A 24130-nucleotide genomic window follows, 5' to 3' on the forward strand; every position below is an offset into this window, starting at 1 on the left:
AATCGAGATGACCGACGACGTCGTCGTCGCGGGCGCCGGCCCGGTGGGGCTGTTCCTGGCCTGCGAACTGGCGCTGGCCGGGGTGCAGCCGGTGGTGCTGGACCGGCTGCCCGCGCGCTCGGGCGAGCAGAAGGCCAACGGGCTGGTCGGCCAGGTGCTGCGCCTGCTCGACCACCGCGGCCTGCACGAGCCGCTCAGCGGCACCCCGGAGCCGCCGCGGCCGATGCCCCGCTACGTGTTCGCCGCCATGCCGCTGGAACTGCACCGGCTCGACGCCAACCCGCTGCACGCCCTGCCCGTCCCCCAGCACCGGATCGAGGAGGTGCTGGAGGAGCGCGCCCGCGACCTGGGCGTCACCGTGCGCCGCCGCCACGAGGTCACCGGCTTCACCCAGGACCCGGCCGGCGTCACCGTCGACGTGACCGGCCCCGACGGCCCCGAGCGGCTGCGCACCCGCTACCTGGTCGCCGCCGACGGCGGGCGCAGCACCGTCCGCAAGCTCGCCGGGATCGGCTTCCCCGGCGTCACCTCGCCCGACCCGGTCTCCCGGGTCGCCCACGTGCGGCCGCCCACCGGGATCGTCGCCGGCGCCGACGGCACCTACCTGCTGCCCGGCTGCCCCCTCCCGTTCCGCCCCTACACCCACACCCGCACCGACCACGGGGTGTTCGTCCTCGCCCCCTTCGACCGGGACGCCGTGATGATCGCCACCATGGAGTGGGGCGGCCCGCCGGTGGACGGAACGGCCCCGCTCACCCTGGACGAACTGCGCGCCAGCATCCGCCGGGTCACCGGCGCCGACCTGGAACTCGTCCCGGCCCACACCCCCGGCGGGCACACCCCGCGACGCACCGTCGGCCACAACACCCGGCTCGCCGAGCGCTACCGCGACGGCCGCGTCCTGCTGGTCGGCGACGCCGCCCACGTCCACTCCGCGACCGGCGGCCCCGGCCTCAACCTCGGCCTCCAGGACGCCGCCAACCTCGGCTGGAAGCTGGCCGCCGAGCTGCGCGGCTGGGCCCCGCCCGGCCTGCTGGACAGCTACCAGCAGGAGCGTCGCCCGGTCGGCGAGCGGGTGTTCATGCACTCCCAGGCGCAGACCGCGCTGATGTCCCCCGGCCCGGCCGTCACCGCGCTGCGCGCCCTGGTCGGCGAACTGATCGACCACGACGACAACCTCGCCCGGATCGCCGCCCTGATGGCGGGCAGCGACGTCCGGTACGACACCGGCTGCCCGCACCCGCTGGCCGGGAGCTTCGCCCCGGAACTCGCCCTCGGCAACTCCCGCCTGGCCGAACTCGCCCGCACCGGAAGGCCGTTGCTGCTCGACCTGACCGGCGGCACGCTCGGCCTCGCGGACCTGGCGGCGGCCTGGAAGGACCGGGTCGACCTGGTCACCACGGGCCCGGCCGACCCGGCCGGGGCCCTGCTGCTGCGCCCGGACGGGTACGTGGCCTGGGCCTGCGCGCCCGAGCGGGCCGACCGCGACGGGCTGGAGCGGGCCCTGCGCACCTGGTTCGGCGAGCCGCTCGGCTGAGCGTCCGCGGCCGCTCACGGCGCCGCCGGGGCCCGCCCGCTCCCACCCGGGGGACGGGCCCCGGCGGGCGCCCGGGGGCCGTGGGGGAGAATGGACGGCATGTCCCGACGTCGTTCCGAGCCCCGCCCCGCCGCGCCCCGGCTGCTGCCCTCCTCCCCGTGCCCGTGCGGCCTGCCCGCCGCCTACGGCGACTGCTGCGGCCGGCTGCACCGCGGCCAGGCGAAGGCCACCACCGCCGAATCGCTGATGCGCTCCCGGTTCAGCGCCTTCGCCGCCCAGGACGAGGCCTACCTGCTGCGCACCTGGCACCCGGACACCCGCCCCGCCGAGGTCGACTTCGACCCGGCGCTGCGCTGGACCGCCCTGGAGGTGGTCTCCACCACCGAGGGCGGCGCCTTCCACGCGGAGGGGACCGTCGCCTTCCGGGCGCACTGGACCGAGGGCGGCGAGCAGGGTGTGCTCAGCGAGCACAGCCGGTTCGTCCGGCACGAGGGCGCCTGGGTGTACCTCGACGCCCTCTCGCTCGGCTGAGGCGGCCGGCTACAGGTAGTCGTCCAGCCGGCCGAGCGAGAAGCCGGCCGCGGTGACGTCGTTGACGACCTTGCGCAGCAGGTCCGGCATGGTGGCCTTCCAGTCGGAGACGCCCCGGAAGTGGGTGAGGATGATGTCGCCCGAGTGCAGCTTCCGGTCGTCGTAGCGCCACTCCATGTGGTCCGGGAAGGCCTCCTCGTTCCACAGCGGCACCGCCTGCACCCCGCAGGAGGCGGCCGCCCGCAGGGTGTCGTCGTTGTACTCGCCGTACGGGGGCCGGAACAGCCGGGGGCGGACGCCGATCTGCTGTTCCAGCTGGTCCTGCTGGTTGCAGATCTCCTGGCGCTGGGTCTCGTAGTCGAGGACCTTGAGGTTGCGGTGGTTGATCGTGTGGTTGTTGATCTCCACGCCCTGCTGGTGGAGGTCCCGGTAGTAGCCGTAGTTGTCGCGGACGAGGTAGTCGGAGAGGAAGGCGCTGAGCGGGATCCCCAGCTCCTTGGCCATCCGGGAGAACTCCGGGTCCTTCTCGTAGCCGTCGTCGACGGTCAGGAAGACCACCTTGTCCTCGGTCGGCACCCGGAAGACCACGGGCGGGCGGCCGTCCTTCAGCTTGACGCCCTGCACGGGGGTGAGCGCGGCCCTGGTGGCCGGGCGGGGCGGCGCCTTCAGCGGCGGGTGGTCCAGGCCCCAGCGCTGCGCGGCCTCCAGTGCGGCGCCGGCCGTCTCGGCCTGGCGGGCCGCCGCGGCGCTGCCCGCCTCCTCCTCCTGCCGGGCCGCCCCGGGGAGCAGCAGCGGAGCGGCCTCGGGTGCCGCGCCGACCTTGCCGGGGGCTCCGGCGTCGGGGGCGGGCTTCGACGGGGCGGCGGGGCCGGCACAGCCGGCGAGCACGGCGGTGAGGCAGACGGCGGCCAGCAGGCCGGTGCGTGTGCCGCGCCGGTGCCGGCGTCCGCTCAAACCCGTGCCAATGCGACAATCTGATGGTCCGTTCATAGCTGCTACTGCTCCCCCGCCGGGGACCCCCGCCAATCCCCCCGTCACCCGCCCGGGGCAACGGCACGCCGTCCGCCTTGCCGTTCCTTTGCCGAAGCCGCCGCGAGGGGGACGGGCGGCGGGTGGGACGGGCGACCCGGGCGGCGGGCGGCGCGAAAACCCTTTGCGGGGACGGCCGCCGGAACAGGACCATGCGCGGATGACCGACCTCTGGACCATCACCACGGCCGACGTGACCTCCCCCGAGGCCACCGACCTGCTCCGCGAGTACTACTACGACGTGGCCAACCGCTACTACCGCCTCCACCTGGGGCGGGAGGGCACCCCGGAGGAGCTGGAGTCCGGCCTCGCCGACTCCCCCAGCGACGACCTCGCCGCCCCCACCGGCCTCTTCCTGCTCGGCCGCCACGCGGGCACCGCCCAGTCCTGCGCCGGTCTGCGCCGCTACGACGCCACCACCGTCGAGCTCACCCGGGTCTTCGTCCGCCCCGGTCTGCGCGGCACCGGCGGCGGGGCCCGGCTGCTCGCCGCCGTCGACGCGGCCGCCCGCGGCCTGGGCGCCGAGCGGATCGTCCTCGACACCCGGCTCGACCTGGTCGAGGCCCGCGCCCTCTACACGCGCCACGGCTACCGGGAGATCCCGGCCTACGGCGAGACCGGGCCCTACTCCGAGGTCTGGTACGGCAAGGACCTCACCGAGGCTGCGCAGCAGGTGGGTTGAGGCGGCCGCGGGCCGCGCGACTCCCGAGGGCCTCGGCCAGTTCCGCGGCCGACGGCGGGTTGGCGCCCGCCCGGGAGACGGTCAGGGCGGCGGCGGTCACGGCCCGGGCGAGGCCGTCGGCGAGGTCGGCGCCGGAGCCGCGGGCGTGCAGGAGGGCGGCCATGAAGGCGTCCCCGGCACCGACGGTGTCCGCGACCGGCACCGGGACGGCCGCCGCCCGCTCGCGCCGGCCGTCCGCCGTGAGCGCGAAGGCGCCCTCCGCGCCGAGGGTGACCGCGACCATGGCGGGGCCGAGGGCGAGCCAGCGCTCGGCGACCGCCTCGGCGGGCTCGCCCGGGTAGAGCCAGTCGAGGTCCTCGTCGCTCGCCTTGACCAGGTCGCTCAGCGCCACGCAGCGCTCGACCCGGCGGACCGCGGCCGACCGCTCGCCCATCAGCGCGGGGCGCACGTTCGGGTCGTAGCTGACCGGCACCTGCCCGCGCCAGCGCTCGACCAGGGTGCGCACCGCGCCGGCGCCGGGCTCGGTGACCGCGCCGATCGAGCCGAGGTGGATCGCGGCGGGGGCGGCGCGGAGCTCGGTCGGCGGCAGGGTCCAGCCGATGTCGAAGGTGTACTCGGCCCGCCCCCGGGCGTCGAGGCGCACCAGCGCCGAGGGCGTGCGGGCCGTCCCGGCGGCCCGGACCAGCACCCCGGCCGACTCCAGGTGGGCCCGGATCAGCCGCCCGTCGGCGTCCGCCCCCAGTTCGGTGAGCAGTTCCACCGGGAGACCCAGCCGGGCCAGGCCGTACGCGACGTTGGCCGGACTGCCGCCGGGGTGGACCCGGTCGGGGGCGCCGTCGGTGCGGACGATGTCGGCGACGCACTCGCCGATCACCAGGAGGGGTGCGGCGGGGCTGGTCACGGCGGGCTCCTGGCATCCGGTTCGCGGGCGTCGTCCGTGGACCAGCCTACGGGGAGCACCCGCGAACCGTCAGAGCGCATGAGTACGGCCGCCGGACCTGGCCAGGTTCTCCGACGGCCGTGGCCCCGTCCGTCAGGGGACGAAGCACTACGAACGCTAGACCCGCCCCGGGGGCGCCGCCAGCACCGTGGGCCGTCCGGGGGACCTCCGCGTGTCGGCGCGGCCCGGGCCGTTTCCCGGCGGCCGGAGCTGACGGTCCACTAGGGCGTGTCTGACAATTCGCGTCGGATCAGCGCGCGGGGTCGGGCGCCCGGCTGGGCGTGCCGGCAGGTCGTCCTCGTACTGGGCGTACTTGGGCGATCTGCCGGTGCGTCCAGGCGGGATGCCCGGCGTCGCGCGCCCGGCGGGAATTGTCAGACACGCACTAGCATCCGTGCCCGGTGCGTCGCGCACGCACCGCCCGTCCTCCTCCCCGGCTCCCGGGCCCGGCCCCCGAAGTGGTGATCACCCTGTTCAGGCCCCGCACCGCCCTCGTCCCGGCGCTCGTGCTCAGCGCGGCGCTGCTGTCCGCGAGCGCCCCTCCGGCCACCGCCGCGGGCGGGGTGGGCGACCCGGTCTTCCCCTCGCTCGGGAACACCGGCTACCGCGCCCTCGCCTACGACCTGTCCTTCGACTACCGCGCCGACACCCGGACCGTGGACGCCACCGCGGAGATCACCACCCGGCTCACCCGGACGCTCGCCGAGCTGTCCCTGGACGCGCTCGGGCTGGACGTGCACGCCGTCCGGGTCGACGGGCGCCCGGCCCGGTTCGCCGCCCACGACGAGAAGCTGACCGTCACCCCGGTGCGACCGCTGCACCGCGGCGCCACCGCGCGGGTGACCGTCGAGTACTCCGCCGACCCGCGCGCCGCGCTGCCGCACACCGGGTGGGTGCCGACCCGGGACGGCTTCGCGGTGGCCGGTCAACCCGCCTCCGCGCACACCGTCTTCCCGTGCGACGACCACCCGGGCGACAAGGCCCGCTTCACCGTCGCGGTGACCGCTCCCGACGCCCTGCGGGGTGTCGCCAACGGCGAGTTGACGGCGACCGAACCGCTCGGCGACGGCCGGACCACCCGGCGGTACGCCTCCCGCGAGCCGATGGCGACCGAGCTCGTCCAGGTGTCGGTCGGCGACTACACCGTGCGCGAGCGCCCCGGCCCGCACGGGCTGCCGCTACGGGACGTCGTGCCGACCGCCCGGGTCGCCGAGCTGGCCCCGGCACTCGACCTCACGGCCGGCCAACTCGAGTGGGCGGAGCAGCACTTGGGCCCTTTCCCGTTCGAGTCCTACGGCATCCTGCCGGCCGACACCGACGACCCGGCGGCGTTCGGGTTCACCGGGCTGGAGACCCAGACCCTCACCCTCTACAAGCCGAACTTCCTGCGCCGGCCCGAGTCGCAGATCGGCTCGCACATGATGCACGAGCTGGTGCACTCCTGGTTCGGCGACAGCGTCACCCCCGCCACCTGGGCCGACCTCTGGCTCAACGAGGGCCACGCCGACTTCTACGGCCTCGGCTACCGCTACGAGCGCGGCTGGCCGGACGCCTGGGGCGACACCACCCTGGCCGCCCGGATGCGCCGGGTCTACGGCCTCGGCGACCAGTGGCGGCACGACTCCGGCCCGGTCGCCTCCCCCACCGCCGACACCCTCTTCGACGACCAGCGGTACACCGGCGGCGCCCTGGTGCTGTACGCACTGCGGGAGAAGGTCGGGCCGGCCGCCTTCGACCGGATCGAGCGCACCTTCCTGCGCGAGCACCGGTACGGCAACGCGAGCACCCGGGACTACGTCCGCACCGCCTCCGAGGTGTCCGGGCAGGATCTGAGCGGCTTCCTGGACGACTGGCTGTACGGGCGGAGCACCCCGCCGATGCCGGGGCATCCGGACTGGACGGTGACGCCGGCGACCGATGCCCCGGCCGCCGGGGCGCGGGCCGCCGGACGCGGGGCGACGGAGGGCACCGGGACGATCTGAGCGGGTTCGGCGGCTCCGGTCGGCTTTCGGGCGGTCTGCCGCCCTTCGCCCGCCGGATCGCGCCGCCCCGCACGTCCGGGCGCCCCCGTGCGCCCCTGGTCGTCCCGGGGCGCACGGGCCATGGTGGTCCCCACGGCCCGCCTGCCGCCCGGCCTGGCCCCGGCCGGCACGCGGGCCGTCCAAGCTCCCGCCGTCCGAGCACCCGCCGGACGGGCTGCCGCCGGACGGCCGGCCCGGCCCGCGCCGGGGATCCGCGCCGACCCGTGACCCTTGTGGCGTACGGTCGTTGGACCGGCCATGAAGAAGCGCAGCTTTCTCGCCGTCGCCTCCCTCGCCGTCGGTGTGGTCGCCTCCCTGACCGCGCCGAGCGCGCACGCCAGCGCCGTCGGCGGCCAGGACGGGGCCCCCGGTTCGCTGACCACCGCGCCGGGCGCGGTGCCCGGGCAGGTCGGGGACGCGGGCGGCGTGGTCGGGCAGGCCACCGGGTACGTCACCGGCCCGGCGGACGGGCTGGTCCCGCTCACCCCCGCGTAGCGCGGCACCCCGGGGCCCGGGGAGGGCGTGCGCGCCCTCCCCGGGCCCCGGCCGGACTCAGGTGCGGACCAGGTAGTAGCCGCCCAGTCCGCTGCACCCGGAGGCGTTGTAGTTGCCGAGGCGGTAGCCCGGCGGGACGGCGTAGCCGGGACAGACCAGGAGGCCGGGCCTGGCCACGACCTGGAACCAGGCGCCGACGCCCTGACAGCCGTTGATGTTGCGACCGGTGTTGACGTAGCCGGGCGGGATCGGCGAGCCGCCGCAGGTCCACAGGCCGTCCCTGGCCAGTTGCATGAACCAGACGTCGATGTTCTCGCAGCCCATGCCGTTGTTCAGGTGGTTGGTGATGACGTAGCCGGGCGGGATCGGCGAGGTGCCGCAGGTCCACAGGCCGTCCACGGGCAGCCGCATGAACCAGGAGTCGAAGCCGTCGCAGCCGGTGGACCGGTGTCCGGAGAGCACGTACCCGGCCGGGATCGGCGAGGTCGCGCAGGTCCAGATGCCGTTCTGCACCGGCTGCTGGAACCACATGCCGGCGCCGTTGCAGCCGTTGTTCGTGTGGTTGGTGAGGACGTAGCCCGGGGTCACCGGAGCGCCCCGGCAGATCCAGCCGGTCCCGGCCGCCGCGGGTGCGGCGGAGGCCGTCCCGGCGGCGGCTGTTCCGGTGAGGACGGCCGCGATCAGCGCGACCACCCCCAGTGCGGCGGCGAGCCGGCCCCGGAGGGCCGCCCACGGCGAACGGTCCGGCAGTCGATGACGTGGTTCGTTCACTTCACACCATTCCAATCGGCAGGTCCTGTGGGCCCGCACGGTCGCCGTGCGGGCGCCGGGGTGGTGGAACAGGTGCGACCTTAGCAATAATTGGAACGATCCAAAGTGCCTAGCATGGGCATGACAGAAGATGGCCGGAAACGAACGCCGGGCCCGGTCGCGACAGCGGACCGGGCCCGGTTGTCGGACCGTCGGACGTGGTGGACGGCAGGGGTGGACGGACCGGGCCGTCAGGGCATCGGGGCGCCGAGGTCCTGGGTCCACAGGGTGCCGGACGCGCCGGTGGCCACGCCGACGCCGATGTCCTTGAAGCCGCAGTCGAGCATGTTGGACTGGTGGATGCCCCCGTCCATCCAGCGGGCGAAGACGCTCGCGGCCGTGGTCGGGCCCCGGTCGAGGTTCTCGCCCCACTGGGACCAGCGGTAGCCGGCCGCGGTGATCCGGGCGTCGGGGCGCAGCCCGTCGGGGTTGACGTGGTCGAAGAAGCCGCGGGCCGCCATGTCGTCGGCGTGCTTCTGGGCCGAGCCGTGCAGCCGGGGGTCGATCCGCAGCGGTGCGCAACCCGCCTTGGCGCGTTCGGCGTTGACCAGGTCCACCAGCTGCCGCTCCGCGTTGGCCGTCGGCGTGGCGGTGGCCGACCGGGCCGCGGTCGGCGAGGGGGTCGGCGTGGTGGTCGCGGTGGGGGTCGGCGTCGGGTCGGGTGCGGTGCTGACGGGCGCGGCCGCCGGGGTGACGGGGGCGGCCGTCGCGGTGTCCAGGGCGGCGGTCGGGGTGGTGGGCCCGGGCACGGCCGGGCTCGGCGGCTCGCTCGGCCGGGGCCAGACCAGGGCCAGCGTGGTGACGGCCACCGCCGCGGCCGCGCCGCCCGCCAGTACCGCCTTGCGGGCCGCGAGGCCCGCCCAACCCCCGTGCGCGCCGGAGCCGGTGGCCGCGGCCCCGGCACCGGCGCCCGCCCCCGCGCCGCTCCCGGCGGCGGCGTGCGCGGCGGCGGCGGCCGTGTGCTGGAGGTGCAGCAGCGCGGGCGAGGCCGCCGGGAGCGGGACCATCGCGAGCCCGGCGAGCAGGCCCTCGGCGGGGAAGAGGTCGCGGCCGAGGCCGTCGCAGCCGGCGCAGCCGCGGATGTGCCGGGCGATCCGCTTGCGCCAGACGGAGTTCGGGGTGCCGTCGAACCCGGCCGTGACCTCGGCGAGTTGGGGGCAGCGCGGGTAGGCGCCGAGGGCCCGGACGACGACCCGGCCGGCCTCCAACTGCTTCTTCATCCGCTGGACCCGCACGGCGGCGTGCTGCGGGGTCAGGTCGAGGGCCTCGGCGAGTTCGGCGCGGCCGAGCTCCCCGCTCGCCTCCAGCCACCACAGGGCGAGCAGTTCGCGGTCGTCCGGATCCAGCCAGCGGGTCGCCTCGGCCACCTCGCGCCGCTGGCCGGACAGGCCCAGCCGCAGGATGGTCAGATCGGTGAAATCGGCGCGGGGGTCGGGGACTTCCCAGGTCTCGTCCAGCCCGCCGACGGTGGGCTGCTGCTGACCGGCGGCATGACGGCGACGGACCTGGTTCATGGTGATCGCCACCAGCCAGGACCGGAAGGACTCCGGGTCGCGGAGCCCGTCCAAGCCGTCCAGCGCCCGGATCATGGTCTCCTGGGCGACGTCGTCCACGTCGGCGTGGCCGCCGAGGGCACGGCCCGCCACGTTGTAGACGAGCGGCAGCCAGGCGGCGACCAGGGCCTCCTGGGCCTGCCGGTCACCTGCCTGTGCCGCGCGCACCAGGGTCGTCCCGGTCCTGTTCTGCACATCAGCGTTCATGGTCCGCACTCCGTCTTGCCGTGTTTCCGTCCGCCGCTGCCTCCTCGGAGACCTGTGGGGAGTGATCAGATAACAACAATGTGCGCGGAATCGGAAAATCGGACCGCCGGAGGGCGGTGTCGAGGGGCGCCGCGGGCGGAGCGGCGGGCGGCAGGGAGGCCGACGGAGGGGCCGGTGCCCGGACCGGTCAGGCCGGGGCGGCGAACACCTGGGTCCACCATGGACCGTCGGTGCCCGTCCGCACGCCCACCCCGAGCTGCTTGAACGCGCAGTTCAGGATGTTGGCGCGGTGGCCGGGGCTGTTCATCCAGGAGTCCATCACGGCCGCCGGGTCCTTCTGGCCGCGGGCGATGTTCTCGCCCCAGGTGCTCCAGCGGTAGCCGGTGGCCTCGATCCGGTGGTCCGCGTGGTAGCCCTCCGGGCTGGCGTGGTCGAAGTAGTTGCGGTCGGCCATGTCGTCGCTGTGCGACTGGGCCGCGCTCGCCAGCCGGGGCTCGGAGCTGACCGGTCCGCACCCGGCCTTGGCCCGCTCGGCGTTGACCAGGTCGACGACCTGCTGCGCGTACCCCGGGGCCGCGCCGCCACCGGCCGGGGCGGCCGCCGGTGCGGCGGGGGCCCGCTGGGCGGCGACCGCCGCGCCGTTCGTGCTCGGGCGGGCGGCCGTCGGGCTCGCCTTGGCGGTGGCGGTGGGCGGGACCGGCGCGGTCCGCGTCGCGCTGGGCGGGGCCGTCGGGGAGGCCGTGGCACTCGGGGTCGCCGTGGCACTCGGGGTCGCCGGATCCGTCGCCGTCGGGCTGTCCGAGGGCAGCGCGGCCCCCGCCGGGCCCGCCCCGCCGGCGCCCGGCACCTGGATGCCGTCGTGCGTCCCGACCTCGGCGGCGATCAGCGAGTCGGCCGCGGCCGCCTGCCCGGCGAGGTCGCGGTCGGCCGACTTGCCGCCGTACGCCGCGTACCCCGCCCCGGCCAGCGCGGCCAGCAGCCCCGTCCCGGCCACGGCGGCGACGACCGCGGTCACCGGCACGAACCCGCGGCGCCGGCGCCGGCCGCGAGCGGTGTGCCGCTGGGCGGCGGCCCGTCGCGCGGCCCGGCCGGCCGGGCGGCCGGGACCGCCGCTCCCGCTGCCGCTCACCGGGATGACGGTCGTCCTGTCGTCGCTGTTCACGTGGCCACTGCTTTCTGTCCGGGTCGGCTGGTCGGGTGCCGACACCTGGGAGACCCCCCGGCGCGACGCCGATAACAGAAAGTCCGTGCGAATGTCCGAACGGGATTCCGGCGCCCGGTCTCGGGCTCAGCGGGCGCCGTCCTCCGGGGCCATGTCGTAGGTGACGAACATCGTCCGGGTGGCGACCTGGTCGTACTTGCTGCGCGCCCGGTGGTTGTCGTCCGCCGTGATCCACCGCACCGTGCTCCAGCCGCGCTCGGCGGCGATCCCCCGCAGCCGGGCCAGCAGTTCGTCCACCGCCCCGCCGCCGCGCGCCCCGGGCGCGACGAACAGGTCGTCCAGGTAGCCGCCGACCGTACCGTGCAGCGGCCGGGCGAACGGCCGGAAGTGCGCGAGCCCGACCGGCGTGCCGTCGCCGTCCCGGACCAGCAGCCCCTCCAGCTCGTGCGCCGGGTCGGTCAGCCAGGACCAGACCCGCTCGGCCTTCTCCTCCGGCATCGGCACCCGGTAGAACGCGCAGTACCCGCGGAAGAGTTCGCGCCAGTGCGGGTAGTCGCCCGGCTCCGGCGCGCCGACGGTCCACGGGTGCACGGCTTCGGTGCTGCTCAACTCGGTCTCCTCGTACGGTCCGACGGGCGGGCCGACCCAGCATGACGGACCGCCGGTGCCCGGCCGAGCTCCGCCGCGGCCAACGCCGCCCGCCCCGCGCTCCATTCCGTCGGTACCCCGGACGGCCCCGACCCGGCCGCCGGGTCAGAGGCGCTCGGGAACCGGGTTGCCGACGGCCTCGATCGCCCGGCGGACCGGGACCTTGAGCAGCACCGCGAAGCCGATCACGAAGAACACCAGCAGCGAGATGATCGCCGACCGGTAGCTGCCGGTGATCTCGTACGCGAGGCCGAAGACCAGCGGGCCCATCCAACTGGTGCCGCGGTCGCTGACCTTGTAGAGGCTGAAGTACTCGGCCTCCCGGCCCGCCGGGATGAGGTGCGAGAACAGCGAACGGGAGAGCGCCTGGCTGCCGCCCAGCACCAGGCCGATCATGCAGGCCAGGGCGTAGAACCAGGCGGGCTGGTGGGCGGGCATGAAGTAGCCGAGCGCCAGCGTGACCACCCAGCCGACCAGCGAGCCCAGGATGGTCCTCTTGGCGCCGTAGCGCTGCGCGATCCGGCCCAGCAGCAGCGCGCCGCCGATCGCCACGATCTGCACGATCAGCACGGCGGCGACCAGGGTGCCCTGCTCCATGCCGAGTTCCTCGCTGCCGTACAGCGAGGCCTGCGAGACGACGGTCTGGATGCCGTCGTTGTAGCAGAGGAAGGCGGCCAGGTAGAGCAGCGTCAGCGGGTGCTTGCGCATGCCCTTGAGCGTGCGGCCCAGCTCGCGCAGGCTGCCGGCGGCGGGCTGGTCGGGCGCGGCCTCGGCCCGCGCCCGGACCGCGCCGGCCCGGGAGGGCAGCCGCAGCATCGGGACGATCGTGAACAGCGCCCACCACAGGCCCGCCGAGGCCAGGCAGATCCGCACGGCGGTACCGGAGGACAGGCCGAGCGCCTCGTGGCCCTGGAACAGCGCCAGGTTGGCGATCAGCAGCAGCCCGCCGCCGGCGTAGCCGTACGCCCAGCCCTTGGAGGAGACGGCGTCCCGCTCGTCGGGGGCGGCCAGGCCCGGCAGGTAGGCGTAGGACAGTGCGACGGACGTGGCGTAGGCGATGTTGGCGACCACCAGCAGCGCGCCGCCGAGGAGGTAGCGGTCGCCCTGGAGGAAGAACATCCCCATCGTGGCGAGCGCGCCGACGTAGGCGAAGCCGCACATCAGCTCCTTGTGCCGGCCGGTGCGGTCGGCGACCGTGCCGGTCAGCAGCATCACCGCGACCGAGATCAGCACGGAGAAGGAGACGGTGTACGGGAAGAACGATCCGGCGCGGATCGACAGGCCGAGCGGGTGGACGTCACCGGAGGCGTCCGCGGCGTTCTTGGCCACCTCGGTGAGGTACGGACCGAGGAAGACCGTCAGGACGGTGGCCGAGAAGGCGGCGTTCGCCCAGTCGTTGATGTACCAGCCGAACTGCATCCGACGCAGTGCGCGACCGTCGCCGGCGGCTGCCGGGGGCGACGAGACGTCGTCCGGCAAGTGGTCCGTGGTGCTCATGGGGCCTCTATTCCACCGTGCTGGAGCCGCCGCTGCCGTCCGTCCAGCAGCCGCGCTCGCCGAGGACGTCCCGCAGGACGTCGATGCGATCGGCCATGATGCCATCCACACCCAGGTCGAGGAGAGTCCTGATCCGTGTGGGATCGTCCACAGTCCACACGTGGACCTGCAGGCCCAGCCGGTGGGCGGCCCGGACGAAGGCCCGGTCGACCACCCGGATCCCCCGGTGCCGCTCCGGCACCTGGGCGCAGATCCCGGCGAACGGCTTCGCCGGACGCCCCGGCAGCAGCGGGCCCGTCAGGGAGCGCAGCCGCAGCCGCGCCACCTCGCGCGGGCCCAGCGAGGTGGCCAGCCGGGGGCCGGCCGCAGCCCGCACGGCGGCGATCCGGCTGTCGGAGAAGCCGCCGACGCAGACCCGGTCCCAGGCGTTCGTCCGGCGGATCGCCTCGACCAGCGGGCCGACGGCGGGCGCGGCCTTCACGTCCACGTTGAACCGGGCCGCGGGGAACGCCCCGAGCAGGTCCTCCAGCAGCGGCACCGGTTCGGTGCCGCCGATCCGGGCCCGCCGGACGGCCTCCCAGGGCAGTTCGGCCACCGCCCCGGCGCGGTCGGTCACCCGGTCGAGCCGGGAGTCGTGGAAGGCCACCAGCACGCCGTCCGCGGTGGCGTGCACATCCGTCTCCAGGTAGCGGTACCCGAGCGCCACGGCGGCCTCGAACGCGGCGAGCGAGTTCTCCGGGTGCCCGAGCTCACCGCCCCGGTGGGCGAAGGCGAGCGGCCCCGGGTGGTCGAGGAAGGGGTGCATGGGGTGCTCCGAGCTGGCTGGGGAGGGAACGCGGGCGCCGCCCGCTCCGACAGCGCCTCGGACCGCGCGCGTTACAGTATTACGCACCCTGTCAAGCAGTAACGGCGACTGCCGGACGGGCCGCCCCGGCCGCCGAGAACAAGATCCACTTCCCCGCCGTTGCGGTTGGCGCCAGTTGGCCGACCACACGCTGCGCTCCCTGGGCCCGGGCGAGCTCACCGAGCTGTGAGACCCCCGGTTCCCGCCGCCGGCCCGTCGGTGCGGCACAGGTCGTAGAGGTAGGACCTCCCCGCCTTCCAACTGCGCCACGGCCCAGGCCCTCTCTTTCGGATCATGCCGGGCGCGCGACGCCGGGCATCCCGCCTGGACGCACCGGCGAATCATCCAAGTACGGCCCAGTACGAGGACGATCCGCCGGCACGCCCAGCCGGGCGCCCAACGCCGCGCGCTGATCCGGCATGATCCGAAAGAGAGGCCCGAGCGGCGGGAACGCCCCCTGGCCGGAACGGCCGGACAGCGGCCAGCCGTTGGCCGTCCCGTCCGCCCCGACGGTGCACCACCCGCGGCCGGGCAGCCAGCGGCACCACACGTCGAGGTCCAGGCGCTTGAAGGCGGGCCTGCCGTTGAACTCGCCCTCCCGGCGGTAGCGGTAGACCAGGCCGTCCGCCCGGCGCACGAACGCGATCGACATCGCCGCTCCCCTTCCCGATCAACCCCGGTGCCGTCCAGGCCGCTTCGGCGACCACCCAAGGCGGCGAGCACCTCCGCACGGGCCTGTCCGCCGGCCCTCCGGCGACGTACCGTGAAAGGAAACGCATTGCGCCGCAACGGCGTTCACCCGTAGGTGCCGATTCGGCCATTCTCGATCCGGCCGCCGCACCCCTCCGTGGACGGACCAGCGGCGACTAGGTTGGCGATGACAACGAGAGGCGGCCGCCGGGCGGCCGGCGCCGCCCTGGCGAGAGGTGCCCCACATGCAGGTGAGCGTCGACCGGGACCGTTGCTGCAGCTCCGGCATGTGCGTGATGAACGCACCCGCGGTCTTCGACCAGGACGAGCGGGACAGCCTGGTGACGATCCGTCAGGCCGTTTTGCTGCCCGAGCAGTTCGACGACGTCAGAATCGCCGCCGACCTCTGCCCGGGCCGGGCGATCACCGTCACCGAGGACGGTCCCGCGCAGACCGGGGCCTGACCGGCCCCCCGGCCCGGCAGGCCGTCGGGCACCTTCCTGGGCTCCCTGAACCCCACGAGGACACCCGCGACGTGAGGAGACCCCCACCTTGACCACCACACCCACCGCCCCCGCCGTCCCCCTGCTGCCGGCCCCGCACGCGGGCACCTGCCCGTTCGGCCCGCCGCCCGTGTACACCGAGGCCGCCACCACCGCGCCGGTGACCAGGGCCGAGCTGCCCGACGGCGACCCCTGCTGGCTGGTCACCGGCTACGCCGAGGTCCGCACCGTGCTCTCCGACCGCCGGTTCAGCGCCGACATCCGCCACCCGGCCTTCCCGCTGCTGGTCGCCGGTGCCCGCAAGGAGCTGATCACCGACAACCCGACCTTCCTGCGGCTCGACGACCCCGAGCACGCCCGCCAGCGCCGCATGGTCACCGGGGAGTTCCTGGTCAAGCGGGTGGAGGCGCTGCGTCCGGAGATCCAGCGGATCGTGGACGAGGAACTGGACCGGATGACCGCGGGCCGGAGCACGGCCGACCTGGTCGCCGACTTCGCGCTGCCGGTGCCCTCGCTGGTGATCTGCCTGCTGCTCGGCGTGCCGTACGAGGACCACGACCGCTTCCAGAGCCTGAGCCGCACGATGCTCAGCCGGGAGAGCACCGTGGAGCAGCTCCGGGCGGCCCAGGACGAGGTCCTGGAGTACCTGCGCGACCTGACCACCCGCAAGCGCGCGAATCCGGAGGACGACGTCCTGAGCCGGCTGGCGGCGCGGGACGACCTGACCGCGGAGGACGTGGCCGGCACGGGCGTGCTGCTGCTGATAGCCGGGCACGAGACCACCGCCAACATGATCGCGTTGTCGACCGCCCTGCTGCTGGAGCGGCCGGACCAGATCGCCAGGCTGGCCGACCCGGCCGCACTGCCCGGCGCGGTCGAGGAGCTGCTGCGCCTGCTGACCATCGTGCACACCGGCCTGCCCCGGGTCGCGCTGGAGGACGTGGAGCTGGGCGGGGTGACGGTGCGGGCCGGGGAGGGCGTGATCGCGATGCTGTCCACGGCCAACCGGGACGAGGCGGTGTTCGGCGGCGCAGACCACCGGGCCACGGACGAGCTGGACCTGGACCGGGACGCCCGGCGGCACCTGTCCTTCGGCTTCGGCGTGCACCAGTGCCTGGGCCAGCCGCTGGCCCGCGCCGAGCTGCAGATCGCGCTGGAGACGCTGTTCCGGCGGCTGCCGGGGCTGCAGTTGGCCGGCGAGCGCGCGTTCCGCACCGAGTCGTTCATCTACGGGATGCGGTCGCTGCCCGTGAGCTGGTGAGCCCGCGACCCGCGCGCCGGAACGGCCCGGGCCGGCGGCGCGCGGGTCACCCGGCTGGCCCCGGCGCCGGGGCGGAGGCAGGCTGGAGGGGTGAGGGACAGACCCGGCCCGGCCGCGCCTGCGGTCGTGGCGTGCCCGAGCCGGCCGAGGAGACGGAGCCCGCGATGACCGACATGAGCGCACGGTCCGAGGTGAGCACCGACCGCGAGGAGGACGTCCGCGCCGCGGACCCCGAGGATGGCATCACCTCGATGCAGAACCTGCACGCCCAGGACACCTCCCAGGCGGAGGGCGACCCCATGCTGGACGAGCCCGGCGCGGACGGCTGACCGCCCGCCGCACCACCCCGACCCACCCATCGGACCGCCCGGCGGAACCGGGCGGTCCCTGTGACCGCAGGTGTCGCTGCCGCGGCGGCGGCTCACCGGCGGGGGAGGATAGGCGCATGACCGAACACGATCAAAGCGACCGGCAGGCCCGGCCGCCCACGGACCCGCGCACCTCGTGGGCGACCTGGACCACCCAGTCCGTCATCAGCGGCCCCGGCGGGGTCACCACCACGGAGGTCGGCCCGATCTCCGGCGACCTCACCGTGCACACCACGTGGGCGGACGGCGAGGCGCGGCTGACCGTCCAGTACACCGGCGCCCTGGACTGGTACACGGTCTCGGGCAGCCCGGTCACCGCGGCGGACGAGGGTACCGCGCGGGCCATCCACCAGGCCATGGTCAACGGCGTCAAGACCGGACGCGGAGCGGTCGCCCCGCCCCCGGCCCCCGGCGGCTGACCCCGGCCGCACACTCCCGTGCGCCCGGCCGGCCGTGACCGGCCGGGTGGGCGGGGCGGCCGTGACCGGCCGGGTGGGCGGGGCGGCCCGCAAGGCGGGTCAGTCGGTGATCTCCACGCCGCGCCAGAACGCCACCCGGCCCCGGACGTGCTCGGCCTCGGGCTTCGGTTCGGCGTAGTACCAGGCCGCGTCCGGGTTGCTCTGCCCGGCCACCTGCAGGGTGTAGTAGTTCGCGGTGCCCTTCCAGCCGCACACCGTGGTGGTGTCGGACGGCCGCAGGTACTCGGCCCGGACCGAATCGACCGGAAAGTAGTGGTTGCCCTCGACGACGACGGTGTCCTCGCTCTCGGCGACGACCGTGCCCTGCCAGCTCGCTGTGGTCATGCGGCGATTGTGCCCGAGCGGGCGGGCCCCCGTCCGGCGCTTCGGGACTCCGGCCCGCGGACCCGGGACGACGGACCGGGACAGCGGGGCCCGGGGCTTCGGCGGCCCGGGGTTTCGGCGGTCAGGGCAGCGGGTGGGCGTGCACCGGCAGGTGCGGGGTCTGGTGGCCGCCGCTGGCGAGCATCCGGACCTCGCCCGCGTCGCTGATCTCGGCCCGGACGATCCCGCTGGCGTCCTCGTACACCGGGTGCCCGCCGGGGCCCTTGGCGCTGGTCCGGGTGACCACGACCACGTCCTGCGGGGCCTGGGTGCCGGGCGTGCCCGGGAAGGTCAGCGCGTAACGGTCGACGGATTCCATCAGCGGCTCCTCCGATCGGCGGCCTGCACCCGGTGGGCCCGCACCGGACCGGCCCTCACCGGGCCGCGGCCCGGGCCGGCGCGCCGCGGACCTCCAGCTCGTCCAGCAGCCGGGCGGTGGCCTCCGCGACCGCGTCCACGGCCCGGTCGAACGCCTCCCGGTTGTGCGCCGCCGGGGCACGGAACCCGGACACCTTGCGGACGTACTGCAGTGCGGCCGCGCGGAAGTCCGCCTCGTCGGCGTCGGGCGTCACGGGAGGTCGCAGCGTCTTGATGTTGCGGCACATGCCCCCAGTCTCGCGCGCCGGGGCCGCCGGGGCGAGCCGCTTCCGCCCCGCGCCGCCGTTTCGTCACACGGGCCTCACGGGCCCGTCATCCGGCCCGATTAGGATTCCCGGTGAACGAACCACCCCGCCGCGCACCCCGCCGGGCGCGGGCATCACCCCGGAGTCACCCCCTTGCCTCTCGCGCTGTTCGCGCTGGCCGTCACCGCTTTCGCCATCGGCACCACCGAATTCGCCGCCATGGGGCTGCTCCCCCAGGTCGCCGACAGTCTGCACGTCTCCATCCCGCAGGCGGGCTGGCTGATCTCCGCGTACGCGCTGGGGGTGGTGGTCGGCGCGCCGCTGCTCACCGCCCTGGCCGCCGGGAAGCCCCGGAAGGCGGTGCTGGTGGCGCTGGCCGCGCTGTTCGCCACCGGCAACCTGCTCTGCGCGCTCGCCCCCGACTTCTGGACGCTGGCCGCCGCCCGGCTGATCACCGGGCTGCCGCACGGCGCCTTCTTCGGCGCCGGGGCGGTGGCCGCCGCCGAGCTGGTGGCGCCGGACCGGCGGGCCCGGGCGGTCGCGGTGATGTTCTCCGGGCTGACCGTCGCCAACATCGTCGGCGTCCCGGCCGCCACCCTGCTCGGCCAGCACCTGGGCTGGCGGGCGACCATGCTGGTGGTGGTGCTGATCGCCGCCGCCGGGACGCTCGCCATCGCCCGGCTCGTCCCGGCCCTGCCCTCCCCCGGCCAGTCCGGGCTCCGGCACGAGCTGCGGGCCTTCCGCAGCGGACAGCTGTGGCTGGCGCTGGCCACCGTGGTGGTCGGCTGCGGCGGCATGTTCGCCTGCTACAGCTACATCGCACCGCTGCTCACCGAGGTCTCCGGCTACGCGACCGGCTCGGTGACCGGTGTGCTGGCGCTGTTCGGGGTCGGGATGACGATCGGCAACGTGCTGGGCGGCTTCGCCGCGGACCGGGCGCTGCGCCCGACCGTCTGCGTGTCCTTCCTGCTGCTCGCCGCGACGCTGGCGCTGTTCGCGGTGACCGCGCACGCCCGCTGGTCGGCGGCGGTCACCGTGGTGCTGATCGGGCTGTTCGGCTTCGCGATCGTCCCGGCGGTGCAGACCCTGGTGCTGCAGAAGGCCCGCAGCGCGCCCACCCTGGCCTCCGCGACCGTGCAGGGCGCGTTCAACCTGGCCAACGCCCAGGGCGCGTACTTCGGCGGGCTGGCGCTGGCCGCCGGGCTCGGCTGGACCTCGCCGACCCTGGTGGGTGCGGGCCTGGCCGTCGCCGGCGCGGTCGTCGCCCTGCTGGCCTGGGCGGCGGACCGGCGGCGGCCGGCGGCCGTACCGGTCGAACCGGCGGCCGCCGCCGCGCCGGGCCCCGTCCCGCTGCCCGAGGCCCGCTAGCTCCCCTGGCTCCCCGGGACCTCCTCGAGCTCCTGGTGCGCCCCGGCCAGCAGCCGGTACCCCTCGCCGTTGGCCTTGATCCCGGCCCGCTCCTCCTCGGTCAGCTCCCGGCGGACCTTGGCCGGGACGCCCGCGACCAGCGAGCCGGGCGGGACGTCCGTGCCCTGGGTCACCACCGCGCCCGCCGCGACCAGCGAGCCGGCCCCGATCCGGGCGCCGTTGAGGATCGTGGCGCTCATCCCGACCAGCACGTCGTCCTCGACGGTGCAGCCGTGCAGCACCGCGTTGTGGCCCACCGAGATCCGCTCGCCGACGACCAGCGGGAAGCCGGGGTCGGCGTGCAGGGTGCAGTTGTCCTGGATGTTGCTGCCCGCGCCGACGCTGATCGACTCGGCGTCGCCGCGCAGCACCGCGCCGTACCAGATGCTCGCCCCGGCGCCGACGGTGACGTCCCCGATCACGACGGCGCCCGGCGCGAGGAAGGCGCTCGGGTCGACGACGGGCGCCTTGCCCCCGACTGCGGCGATCAGCGGTCCTGCCATGGCTCGTCCTCCTGGTGGTGCTCGGCTGCACTGTCGCCGGTCAGCGTAGGGGGCCGGTCAGCGGCCCGTGCGGGCGAGGTCGGGCCCGGCTCCGGGGGCGGCGGTCGGGGCCGGGGCGCCGCACAGGGCGGTGGTGGTCAGCCGGTTCACGGCGGCTTCGGCGGCGGTGGCGTCGGAGACGTCGTAGACGGTGACGGCCGAGGCGAACTGCCGCCTCCCGTCCGCCGAGCCGAGCATCTCGGTGCTGTAGCCCGGGATGCCGCCGGCGTGGCCCCAGAAGGTGCCGCAGGGGGTGTCCACCCGCTGGAGGCCGAGGCCGTAGGCCTGGCCGCCGCCGGTCGCGGTGGTGCGCTGCATCTCGGCGAGTTCGGCCGGGGGCAGCAGCCGGCCACCGAGCAGGGCGGCGATGAAGGTGGTGAGGTCGGCCGTGGTGGAGATGCCGGCGCCGGCCGAGCCGGCCATCGAGGGGTCGAGCAGGGTGACGTCGACCGGGCCGGTGGCGGTCTTGAGGTAGCCGTGGGCGTGCGGGCCCGGAATGAAGGGCGAGTGGCCGGGCATCGAGGTGCCGGTGAGGTGGAGCGGGCGGATGATCCGCCGGGTGACCTCCTCCTGCCAGGGGTGGCCGGTGAGCTTCTCGACGATCATCCCGACCAGTTCGTAGTTGGTGTTGGAGTAGCCCCAGTCCCGGCCCGGCGGGAAGGCGGGCGGGTACGTGTTCGCGAGGTCGACCAGGTCCTGGAGGGTGTACCGGTGGAAGCGGCGGTCGGTGAGCCAGCTCGGGTCAGTGGTGTCGAAGGCCGGGTCCTGGGTGTAGTCGGCGATTCCGCTGGTGTGGTCGAGCACCTCGCGGACGGTGATCGCGGTGCTGTTCGGGACCACCCCGGGCAGCAGGCACTCCAGCCGGTCGTCCAGGCCCAGCCGCCGTTCGCCGACCAGTTGGAGCAGGGTGGTGGCCAGGAAGGTCTTGGTGATGCTGCCGATCCGGAACCGGCCCTCGGGGTCGGCGGGCCCGCCGGTGGAGAGGTCGGCGACGCCGGTGGCGTTGCGCCACAGCAGCCGGCCGTCCTGCCGGACGGCGCCGAGGGCGGAGGTGCCGTAGCCGGGGCCGGTGAGGCCGGCCAGGGCGGCGTCGGCGGCGGCCCAGTCGGCCCGGCCGGTGGCGGACTCCGCCCGGCCGGCGGGGTCGGCGGCGGTGAGGTGCAGCGGGCCGTGGCAGCCGGCCGCCGGGCCGCGGTCGGCGGGTGCGGCGACGGCGGCCGGGGCGAGGGCGGCGAGCAGGCCCGCGCCCACGGCGAGCGTGACGGCGGCGCGCAGCGCCGGACGGCGGAGCGTCCGGCGCGGAGCGGTCGGATCGGCGGTCATTCCGGTCTCCCTGACTCGGGCGGCCGGGTCGTCAACTCGGTCCGCTTCCCTGGGTGTTGCCACCATGCCAGGTGGTCCGGCGGCGGTCCTCCACCGCAGGGGGGCCGATGCCCCTGAGCGGGCTCCGGGGCCGTACCCCGAGAATCCTCGGGGTACGGCCGGGCGCCGGTCAGGCCACCGGCGCCTTGGTGCGCAGGACCTCGATGAAGGCGCGCAGCCACGCCGGGTGGTCGGGCCAGGCGCGGGCCGAGACGACCACGCCGTCCACCACCGCCTCGGCCTCGACGAACTCGGCGCCGGCCGCCGCGATGTCGGGGGCGAGCGCGGGGTAGGCGGAGGTGCGGCGGCCGTCCAGCACCCCGGCGGCGGCGGTGATCAGCGGGCCGTGGCAGATCTGGGCGACCGGCTTGTCGCCGGCGAAGAAGTGCCGGGTGATCCGCTGCACGTCCGGGTCGTTGCGCAGGTACTCGGGGGCGCGGCCGCCCGGGATCACCAGGGCCACGTAGTCGGCCGGGTCGACGTCGGCGAAGGCGAGGTCGGCGGGCCAGGTGTAGCCGGGCTTCTCCGTGTACGTGTCGTAGCCGTCCACGAAGTCGTGCACCACGAACTGGAGGCGCTTCTTGGTCGGGGCCGCGATGTCGACCTGGTAACCCTCCTCGCGCAGCCGCTGGTACGGGTAGAACACCTCCAGCGACTCGGCGGCGTCCCCGGTGACGAGCAGGATCTTCGATGTCATCGCCGACATCCCTCCACAGGATCGAGCGTCAGTTCTGGTACGGGCCGGAGGCGGTGGCGACCGCCCGGGCCCGCCCCAAACTCCCGTACCCGGCGTGCTGTTGGCAACAGGGCGCACCAGGCGCATCACGGCGCGTGGCACGGCGCACGCGCCGGTCGCGTGCTGCGCGCGCCGGGCCGGGCGGAGCGCCCCGGCGGACCCGCGGAGGACGGCGCCGGGCCCGTGGAGGGGTGCGGCGCCCGGCTGCGGCCCCGCCGCGGACGGGTCCTAGACTCCTGTGCTGCCCGGCACCGAACGCCCTCCGGAGGAGCCCATGACCGACCGCACCACCTACCTCGTCCTCCCCGGGTACCAGAACTCGGGCCCCGAGCACTGGCAGACCCGCTGGGAGGCCGCCGAGCCGGCCGCCTTCCGCAGGGTCCGGCAGGCGGACTGGGACCACCCGGAGCAGGACGACTGGGTGGCCCGGGTGGACGCGGCGGTGGCCGCGGCCGCCGCCGAGGGGCCGGTGGTGCTGGTGGCGCACAGCCTGGGCTGTGTCACGGCGGCCCGCTGGGTGGCCGGGGCGCCCGCCGGTCGGACCGCCGCCGTCCGGGGCGCGCTGCTGGTCGCCCCCGCCGACGTGGACACCGCCGAGGTGCCGGAGCTGACCGGCTTCCGGCCGGTGGCGCTGGAGCCGTTCCCGTTCCCGACCGTGGTGGTCTCCTCCACCGACGACCCGTGGGTGACCCCGGAGCGGGCCCGCGCGTTCGCCCGGGCATGGGGCGCCCGGTACGTCGAGCCGGGCGCGTACGGACACCTCAACTCGGACTCCGGGCTGGGCGACTGGCCGGAGGGCCGGAAACTCCTCGCGGAGCTGTGAACGGAGCCGTGGACGAATGACCGGGGGGACGATGGACGAGCGACGCCGCCGCACGCCGCGGGGCAGGCGCACCGTGGTCCGGCTGCTGGGGGCGGCCGGGGCGGCGGCCGTGCTGCTGTACACCGAGGGCCAGTGGGAGAGCCGCTCGGGCGGGCGGATGCTGGTCGCCGACCTGCTGAACCGGCCCGAGCTGCTGCTCGGCGCGGCGCTGGCCGCGCTGATCGCCGCCGCCTGGCTGGGCGACCGCCGCACCGCGCTGCGGACCGCCACCCGGGCGGTCACGGTGACCGCCGGGGTGGTGTTCCTGCTCGGCGTGCTGGCCGCGCACAAGGTGTCGGCCGCCGAGACCCGCAGCCGGGAGATCGCCCCGGCGGGTGCGCCGCGGGCCCTGGTGGTGGTGCACCGCTCGTACGACTCGGGACCGCAGGCCGGTGAGCACTGGCAGGTGCTGCTGGAGAGCGGCCAGGGCTGGTCCGCCCGGCGCTGGCTGCTCGCGGACGTCGGCGGCGCCCCGGAGGACGCCCGGCTGGTGGAGGCGAGCTGGACCGGGCGGACCCAGATCACCGTGGTCACCGACTCCTACCGGCGGGTGTTCAACCTCGACCAGGACAGCGGGGAGCCGGTCGAGGCCCGCTGAAGCCTGGTGCGGGAGTCCGGGTGGCGGCGCGGTCACAGCCCCAGGGCGTGGCAGACCAGCGCCAGCAGCGCCGCGTTGCCCGCCGCGCCGAGCGCGGTGGCGGACAGGAAGCGGGCCGCGGTGCCGTCCGGGAAGGGGTTGACCGCCATCGCGAGCAGGAAGCCCGGCATCGTCCACACCACCGCCGTCCACTGCCGGACGGCGTTCGCCGCGCTGGTGCCGGCGCGCAGTTCGCGGGCGGCGGCGACGGCGATCGCCAGGTACCCGGCCAGGTAGCCGATCGAGGGCCAGAGGACGGCGGGGACGCCGAGGAAGCTGTGCGGCATGGCGCCCATCGTCCGCCGACGGGCGGCGGCCCCGCATGAGTACGGGTACTCATG

General features: G+C 75.4%; 28 protein-coding genes. 12 read left to right on the forward strand and 16 right to left on the reverse strand.

Features of this window, described 5'->3' with window-relative positions:
• Window positions 1–7 precede the first annotated feature (7 nt).
• Together AB0O91_RS32045 and AB0O91_RS32050 are read left to right on the forward strand one after the other, a co-directional pair.
• Window positions 8–1537, forward strand: a complete 1530-nt coding sequence (locus AB0O91_RS32045) for an FAD-dependent monooxygenase (protein ID WP_363440667.1) — start codon at window positions 8–10, stop codon at window positions 1535–1537.
• Between the two features lie 99 nt (window positions 1538–1636).
• Window positions 1637–2068: a YchJ family metal-binding protein gene (locus AB0O91_RS32050; RefSeq protein ID WP_363440670.1), complete on the forward strand. Its 432-nt coding sequence runs from the start codon at window positions 1637–1639 to the stop codon at window positions 2066–2068.
• A 9-nt stretch (window positions 2069–2077) separates the two neighbouring features.
• Here the strand turns inward: AB0O91_RS32050 and AB0O91_RS32055 are convergent, their stop codons facing one another.
• A complete protein-coding gene (locus AB0O91_RS32055; protein ID WP_363440673.1) occupies window positions 2078–3022 on the reverse strand; it encodes a polysaccharide deacetylase family protein in 945 nt (314 codons plus the stop codon).
• Window positions 3023–3257: 235 nt separating this feature from the next.
• On the opposite strand from AB0O91_RS32055, the gene AB0O91_RS32060 reads away from it, so the two are divergent.
• Window positions 3258–3779 carry a GNAT family N-acetyltransferase gene (locus AB0O91_RS32060; RefSeq protein WP_363440676.1) on the forward strand — a complete coding sequence of 174 codons (522 nt, stop codon included), beginning with the start codon at window positions 3258–3260 and terminating at the stop codon, window positions 3777–3779.
• On the opposite strand, the gene AB0O91_RS32065 is transcribed toward AB0O91_RS32060, so the two are convergent.
• Window positions 3751–4680: a carbohydrate kinase gene (locus tag AB0O91_RS32065; RefSeq protein WP_363440679.1), complete on the reverse strand. Its 930-nt coding sequence runs from the start codon at window positions 4678–4680 to the stop codon at window positions 3751–3753. The genes AB0O91_RS32060 and AB0O91_RS32065 overlap by 29 nt on opposite strands.
• Before the next feature lie 545 nt (window positions 4681–5225).
• Here AB0O91_RS32065 and AB0O91_RS32070 point away from each other — a divergent pair.
• Both AB0O91_RS32070 and AB0O91_RS32075 read left to right on the forward strand, forming a co-directional pair.
• Window positions 5226–6701, forward strand: a complete 1476-nt coding sequence (locus AB0O91_RS32070) for a M1 family metallopeptidase (protein ID WP_363440794.1) — start codon at window positions 5226–5228, stop codon at window positions 6699–6701.
• A 297-nt stretch (window positions 6702–6998) separates the two neighbouring features.
• A complete protein-coding gene (locus AB0O91_RS32075) occupies window positions 6999–7235 on the forward strand; it encodes a hypothetical protein (RefSeq protein WP_363440682.1) in 237 nt (78 codons plus the stop codon).
• Between the two features lie 57 nt (window positions 7236–7292).
• Here AB0O91_RS32075 and AB0O91_RS32080 read toward each other — a convergent pair whose 3' ends face one another.
• The 7 genes from AB0O91_RS32080 to AB0O91_RS32110 all read right to left on the reverse strand — a co-directional run bounded on the left by AB0O91_RS32080 (window position 7293) and on the right by AB0O91_RS32110 (window position 14608).
• Window positions 7293–8006, reverse strand: a complete 714-nt coding sequence (locus AB0O91_RS32080) for a hypothetical protein (protein WP_363440685.1) — start codon at window positions 8004–8006, stop codon at window positions 7293–7295.
• 230 nt (window positions 8007–8236) lie between these two features.
• Window positions 8237–9805 (reverse strand): sigma-70 family RNA polymerase sigma factor, encoded by a 1569-nt coding sequence (locus AB0O91_RS32085; RefSeq protein WP_363440688.1) that lies wholly within the window; start codon window positions 9803–9805, stop codon window positions 8237–8239.
• A 187-nt stretch (window positions 9806–9992) separates the two neighbouring features.
• Window positions 9993–10967, reverse strand: a complete 975-nt coding sequence (locus AB0O91_RS32090) for a CAP domain-containing protein (RefSeq protein ID WP_363440691.1) — start codon at window positions 10965–10967, stop codon at window positions 9993–9995.
• Window positions 10968–11093: 126 nt separating this feature from the next.
• Entirely contained in the window at window positions 11094–11576 is a 483-nt protein-coding gene (locus AB0O91_RS32095; RefSeq protein WP_363440694.1) for a GNAT family N-acetyltransferase, read from the reverse strand.
• A 144-nt stretch (window positions 11577–11720) separates the two neighbouring features.
• Complete coding sequence (locus AB0O91_RS32100) at window positions 11721–13034, reverse strand: MFS transporter (RefSeq protein WP_363440797.1); 1314 nt, start codon at window positions 13032–13034, stop codon at window positions 11721–11723.
• Between the two features lie 85 nt (window positions 13035–13119).
• The gene (locus AB0O91_RS32105; protein WP_363440696.1) at window positions 13120–13917 is read right to left on the reverse strand and encodes a glycerophosphodiester phosphodiesterase; all 798 of its coding nucleotides are present in this window, start codon (window positions 13915–13917) and stop codon (window positions 13120–13122) included.
• A gap of 331 nt (window positions 13918–14248) precedes the next feature.
• On the reverse strand, window positions 14249–14608 hold the full coding sequence (locus AB0O91_RS32110; protein ID WP_363440700.1) for a hypothetical protein: 360 nt from the start codon (window positions 14606–14608) through the stop codon (window positions 14249–14251).
• Between the two features lie 283 nt (window positions 14609–14891).
• Between AB0O91_RS32110 and AB0O91_RS32115 the strand changes: the two genes are divergently transcribed.
• The 4 genes from AB0O91_RS32115 to AB0O91_RS32130 all read left to right on the forward strand — a co-directional run bounded on the left by AB0O91_RS32115 (window position 14892) and on the right by AB0O91_RS32130 (window position 17197).
• Window positions 14892–15110, forward strand: a complete 219-nt coding sequence (locus AB0O91_RS32115; protein WP_363440703.1) for a ferredoxin — start codon at window positions 14892–14894, stop codon at window positions 15108–15110.
• A gap of 88 nt (window positions 15111–15198) precedes the next feature.
• A complete protein-coding gene (locus AB0O91_RS32120; protein WP_363440706.1) occupies window positions 15199–16410 on the forward strand; it encodes a cytochrome P450 in 1212 nt (403 codons plus the stop codon).
• 164 nt (window positions 16411–16574) lie between these two features.
• On the forward strand, window positions 16575–16739 hold the full coding sequence (locus AB0O91_RS32125; RefSeq protein ID WP_363440709.1) for a hypothetical protein: 165 nt from the start codon (window positions 16575–16577) through the stop codon (window positions 16737–16739).
• 116 nt (window positions 16740–16855) lie between these two features.
• On the forward strand, window positions 16856–17197 hold the full coding sequence (locus tag AB0O91_RS32130; protein WP_363440712.1) for a hypothetical protein: 342 nt from the start codon (window positions 16856–16858) through the stop codon (window positions 17195–17197).
• Window positions 17198–17296: 99 nt separating this feature from the next.
• Here the strand turns inward: AB0O91_RS32130 and AB0O91_RS32135 are convergent, their stop codons facing one another.
• From AB0O91_RS32135 to AB0O91_RS32145, 3 genes are all read right to left on the reverse strand, one after another.
• Window positions 17297–17581: a DUF427 domain-containing protein gene (locus AB0O91_RS32135; protein WP_363440715.1), complete on the reverse strand. Its 285-nt coding sequence runs from the start codon at window positions 17579–17581 to the stop codon at window positions 17297–17299.
• 121 nt (window positions 17582–17702) lie between these two features.
• A complete protein-coding gene (locus tag AB0O91_RS32140) occupies window positions 17703–17939 on the reverse strand; it encodes a DUF6296 family protein (protein WP_363440718.1) in 237 nt (78 codons plus the stop codon).
• A 55-nt stretch (window positions 17940–17994) separates the two neighbouring features.
• Window positions 17995–18225 (reverse strand): DUF2277 domain-containing protein, encoded by a 231-nt coding sequence (locus tag AB0O91_RS32145; RefSeq protein WP_363440721.1) that lies wholly within the window; start codon window positions 18223–18225, stop codon window positions 17995–17997.
• 171 nt (window positions 18226–18396) lie between these two features.
• Between AB0O91_RS32145 and AB0O91_RS32150 the strand changes: the two genes are divergently transcribed.
• Window positions 18397–19611, forward strand: coding sequence for an MFS transporter (locus AB0O91_RS32150; RefSeq protein ID WP_363440724.1), 1215 nt, complete (start codon window positions 18397–18399; stop codon window positions 19609–19611).
• Here the strand turns inward: AB0O91_RS32150 and AB0O91_RS32155 are convergent.
• From AB0O91_RS32155 to AB0O91_RS32165, 3 genes are all read right to left on the reverse strand, one after another.
• Window positions 19608–20153 (reverse strand): gamma carbonic anhydrase family protein, encoded by a 546-nt coding sequence (locus tag AB0O91_RS32155; protein WP_363440727.1) that lies wholly within the window; start codon window positions 20151–20153, stop codon window positions 19608–19610. The two genes, AB0O91_RS32150 and AB0O91_RS32155, sit on opposite strands and share 4 nt — an antisense overlap.
• A gap of 57 nt (window positions 20154–20210) precedes the next feature.
• A complete protein-coding gene (locus tag AB0O91_RS32160; RefSeq protein WP_363440729.1) occupies window positions 20211–21515 on the reverse strand; it encodes a serine hydrolase domain-containing protein in 1305 nt (434 codons plus the stop codon).
• A 169-nt stretch (window positions 21516–21684) separates the two neighbouring features.
• On the reverse strand, window positions 21685–22251 hold the full coding sequence (locus AB0O91_RS32165) for a DJ-1/PfpI family protein (protein ID WP_363440732.1): 567 nt from the start codon (window positions 22249–22251) through the stop codon (window positions 21685–21687).
• 313 nt (window positions 22252–22564) lie between these two features.
• Here AB0O91_RS32165 and AB0O91_RS32170 point away from each other — a divergent pair, with 313 nt between their 5' ends.
• Both AB0O91_RS32170 and AB0O91_RS32175 read left to right on the forward strand, forming a co-directional pair.
• Window positions 22565–23113: an alpha/beta hydrolase gene (locus AB0O91_RS32170; RefSeq protein WP_363440735.1), complete on the forward strand. Its 549-nt coding sequence runs from the start codon at window positions 22565–22567 to the stop codon at window positions 23111–23113.
• A 16-nt stretch (window positions 23114–23129) separates the two neighbouring features.
• Entirely contained in the window at window positions 23130–23750 is a 621-nt protein-coding gene (locus tag AB0O91_RS32175; protein WP_363440738.1) for a hypothetical protein, read from the forward strand.
• A gap of 32 nt (window positions 23751–23782) precedes the next feature.
• On the opposite strand, the gene AB0O91_RS32180 is transcribed toward AB0O91_RS32175, so the two are convergent.
• Entirely contained in the window at window positions 23783–24076 is a 294-nt protein-coding gene (locus AB0O91_RS32180) for a hypothetical protein (RefSeq protein ID WP_363440741.1), read from the reverse strand.
• Window positions 24077–24130: the final 54 nt, after the last annotated feature.

Origin of the sequence: Kitasatospora sp. NPDC089797 (assembly GCF_040684795.1) — a bacterium.
Classification (GTDB): Bacteria; Actinomycetota; Actinomycetes; order Streptomycetales; family Streptomycetaceae; genus Kitasatospora.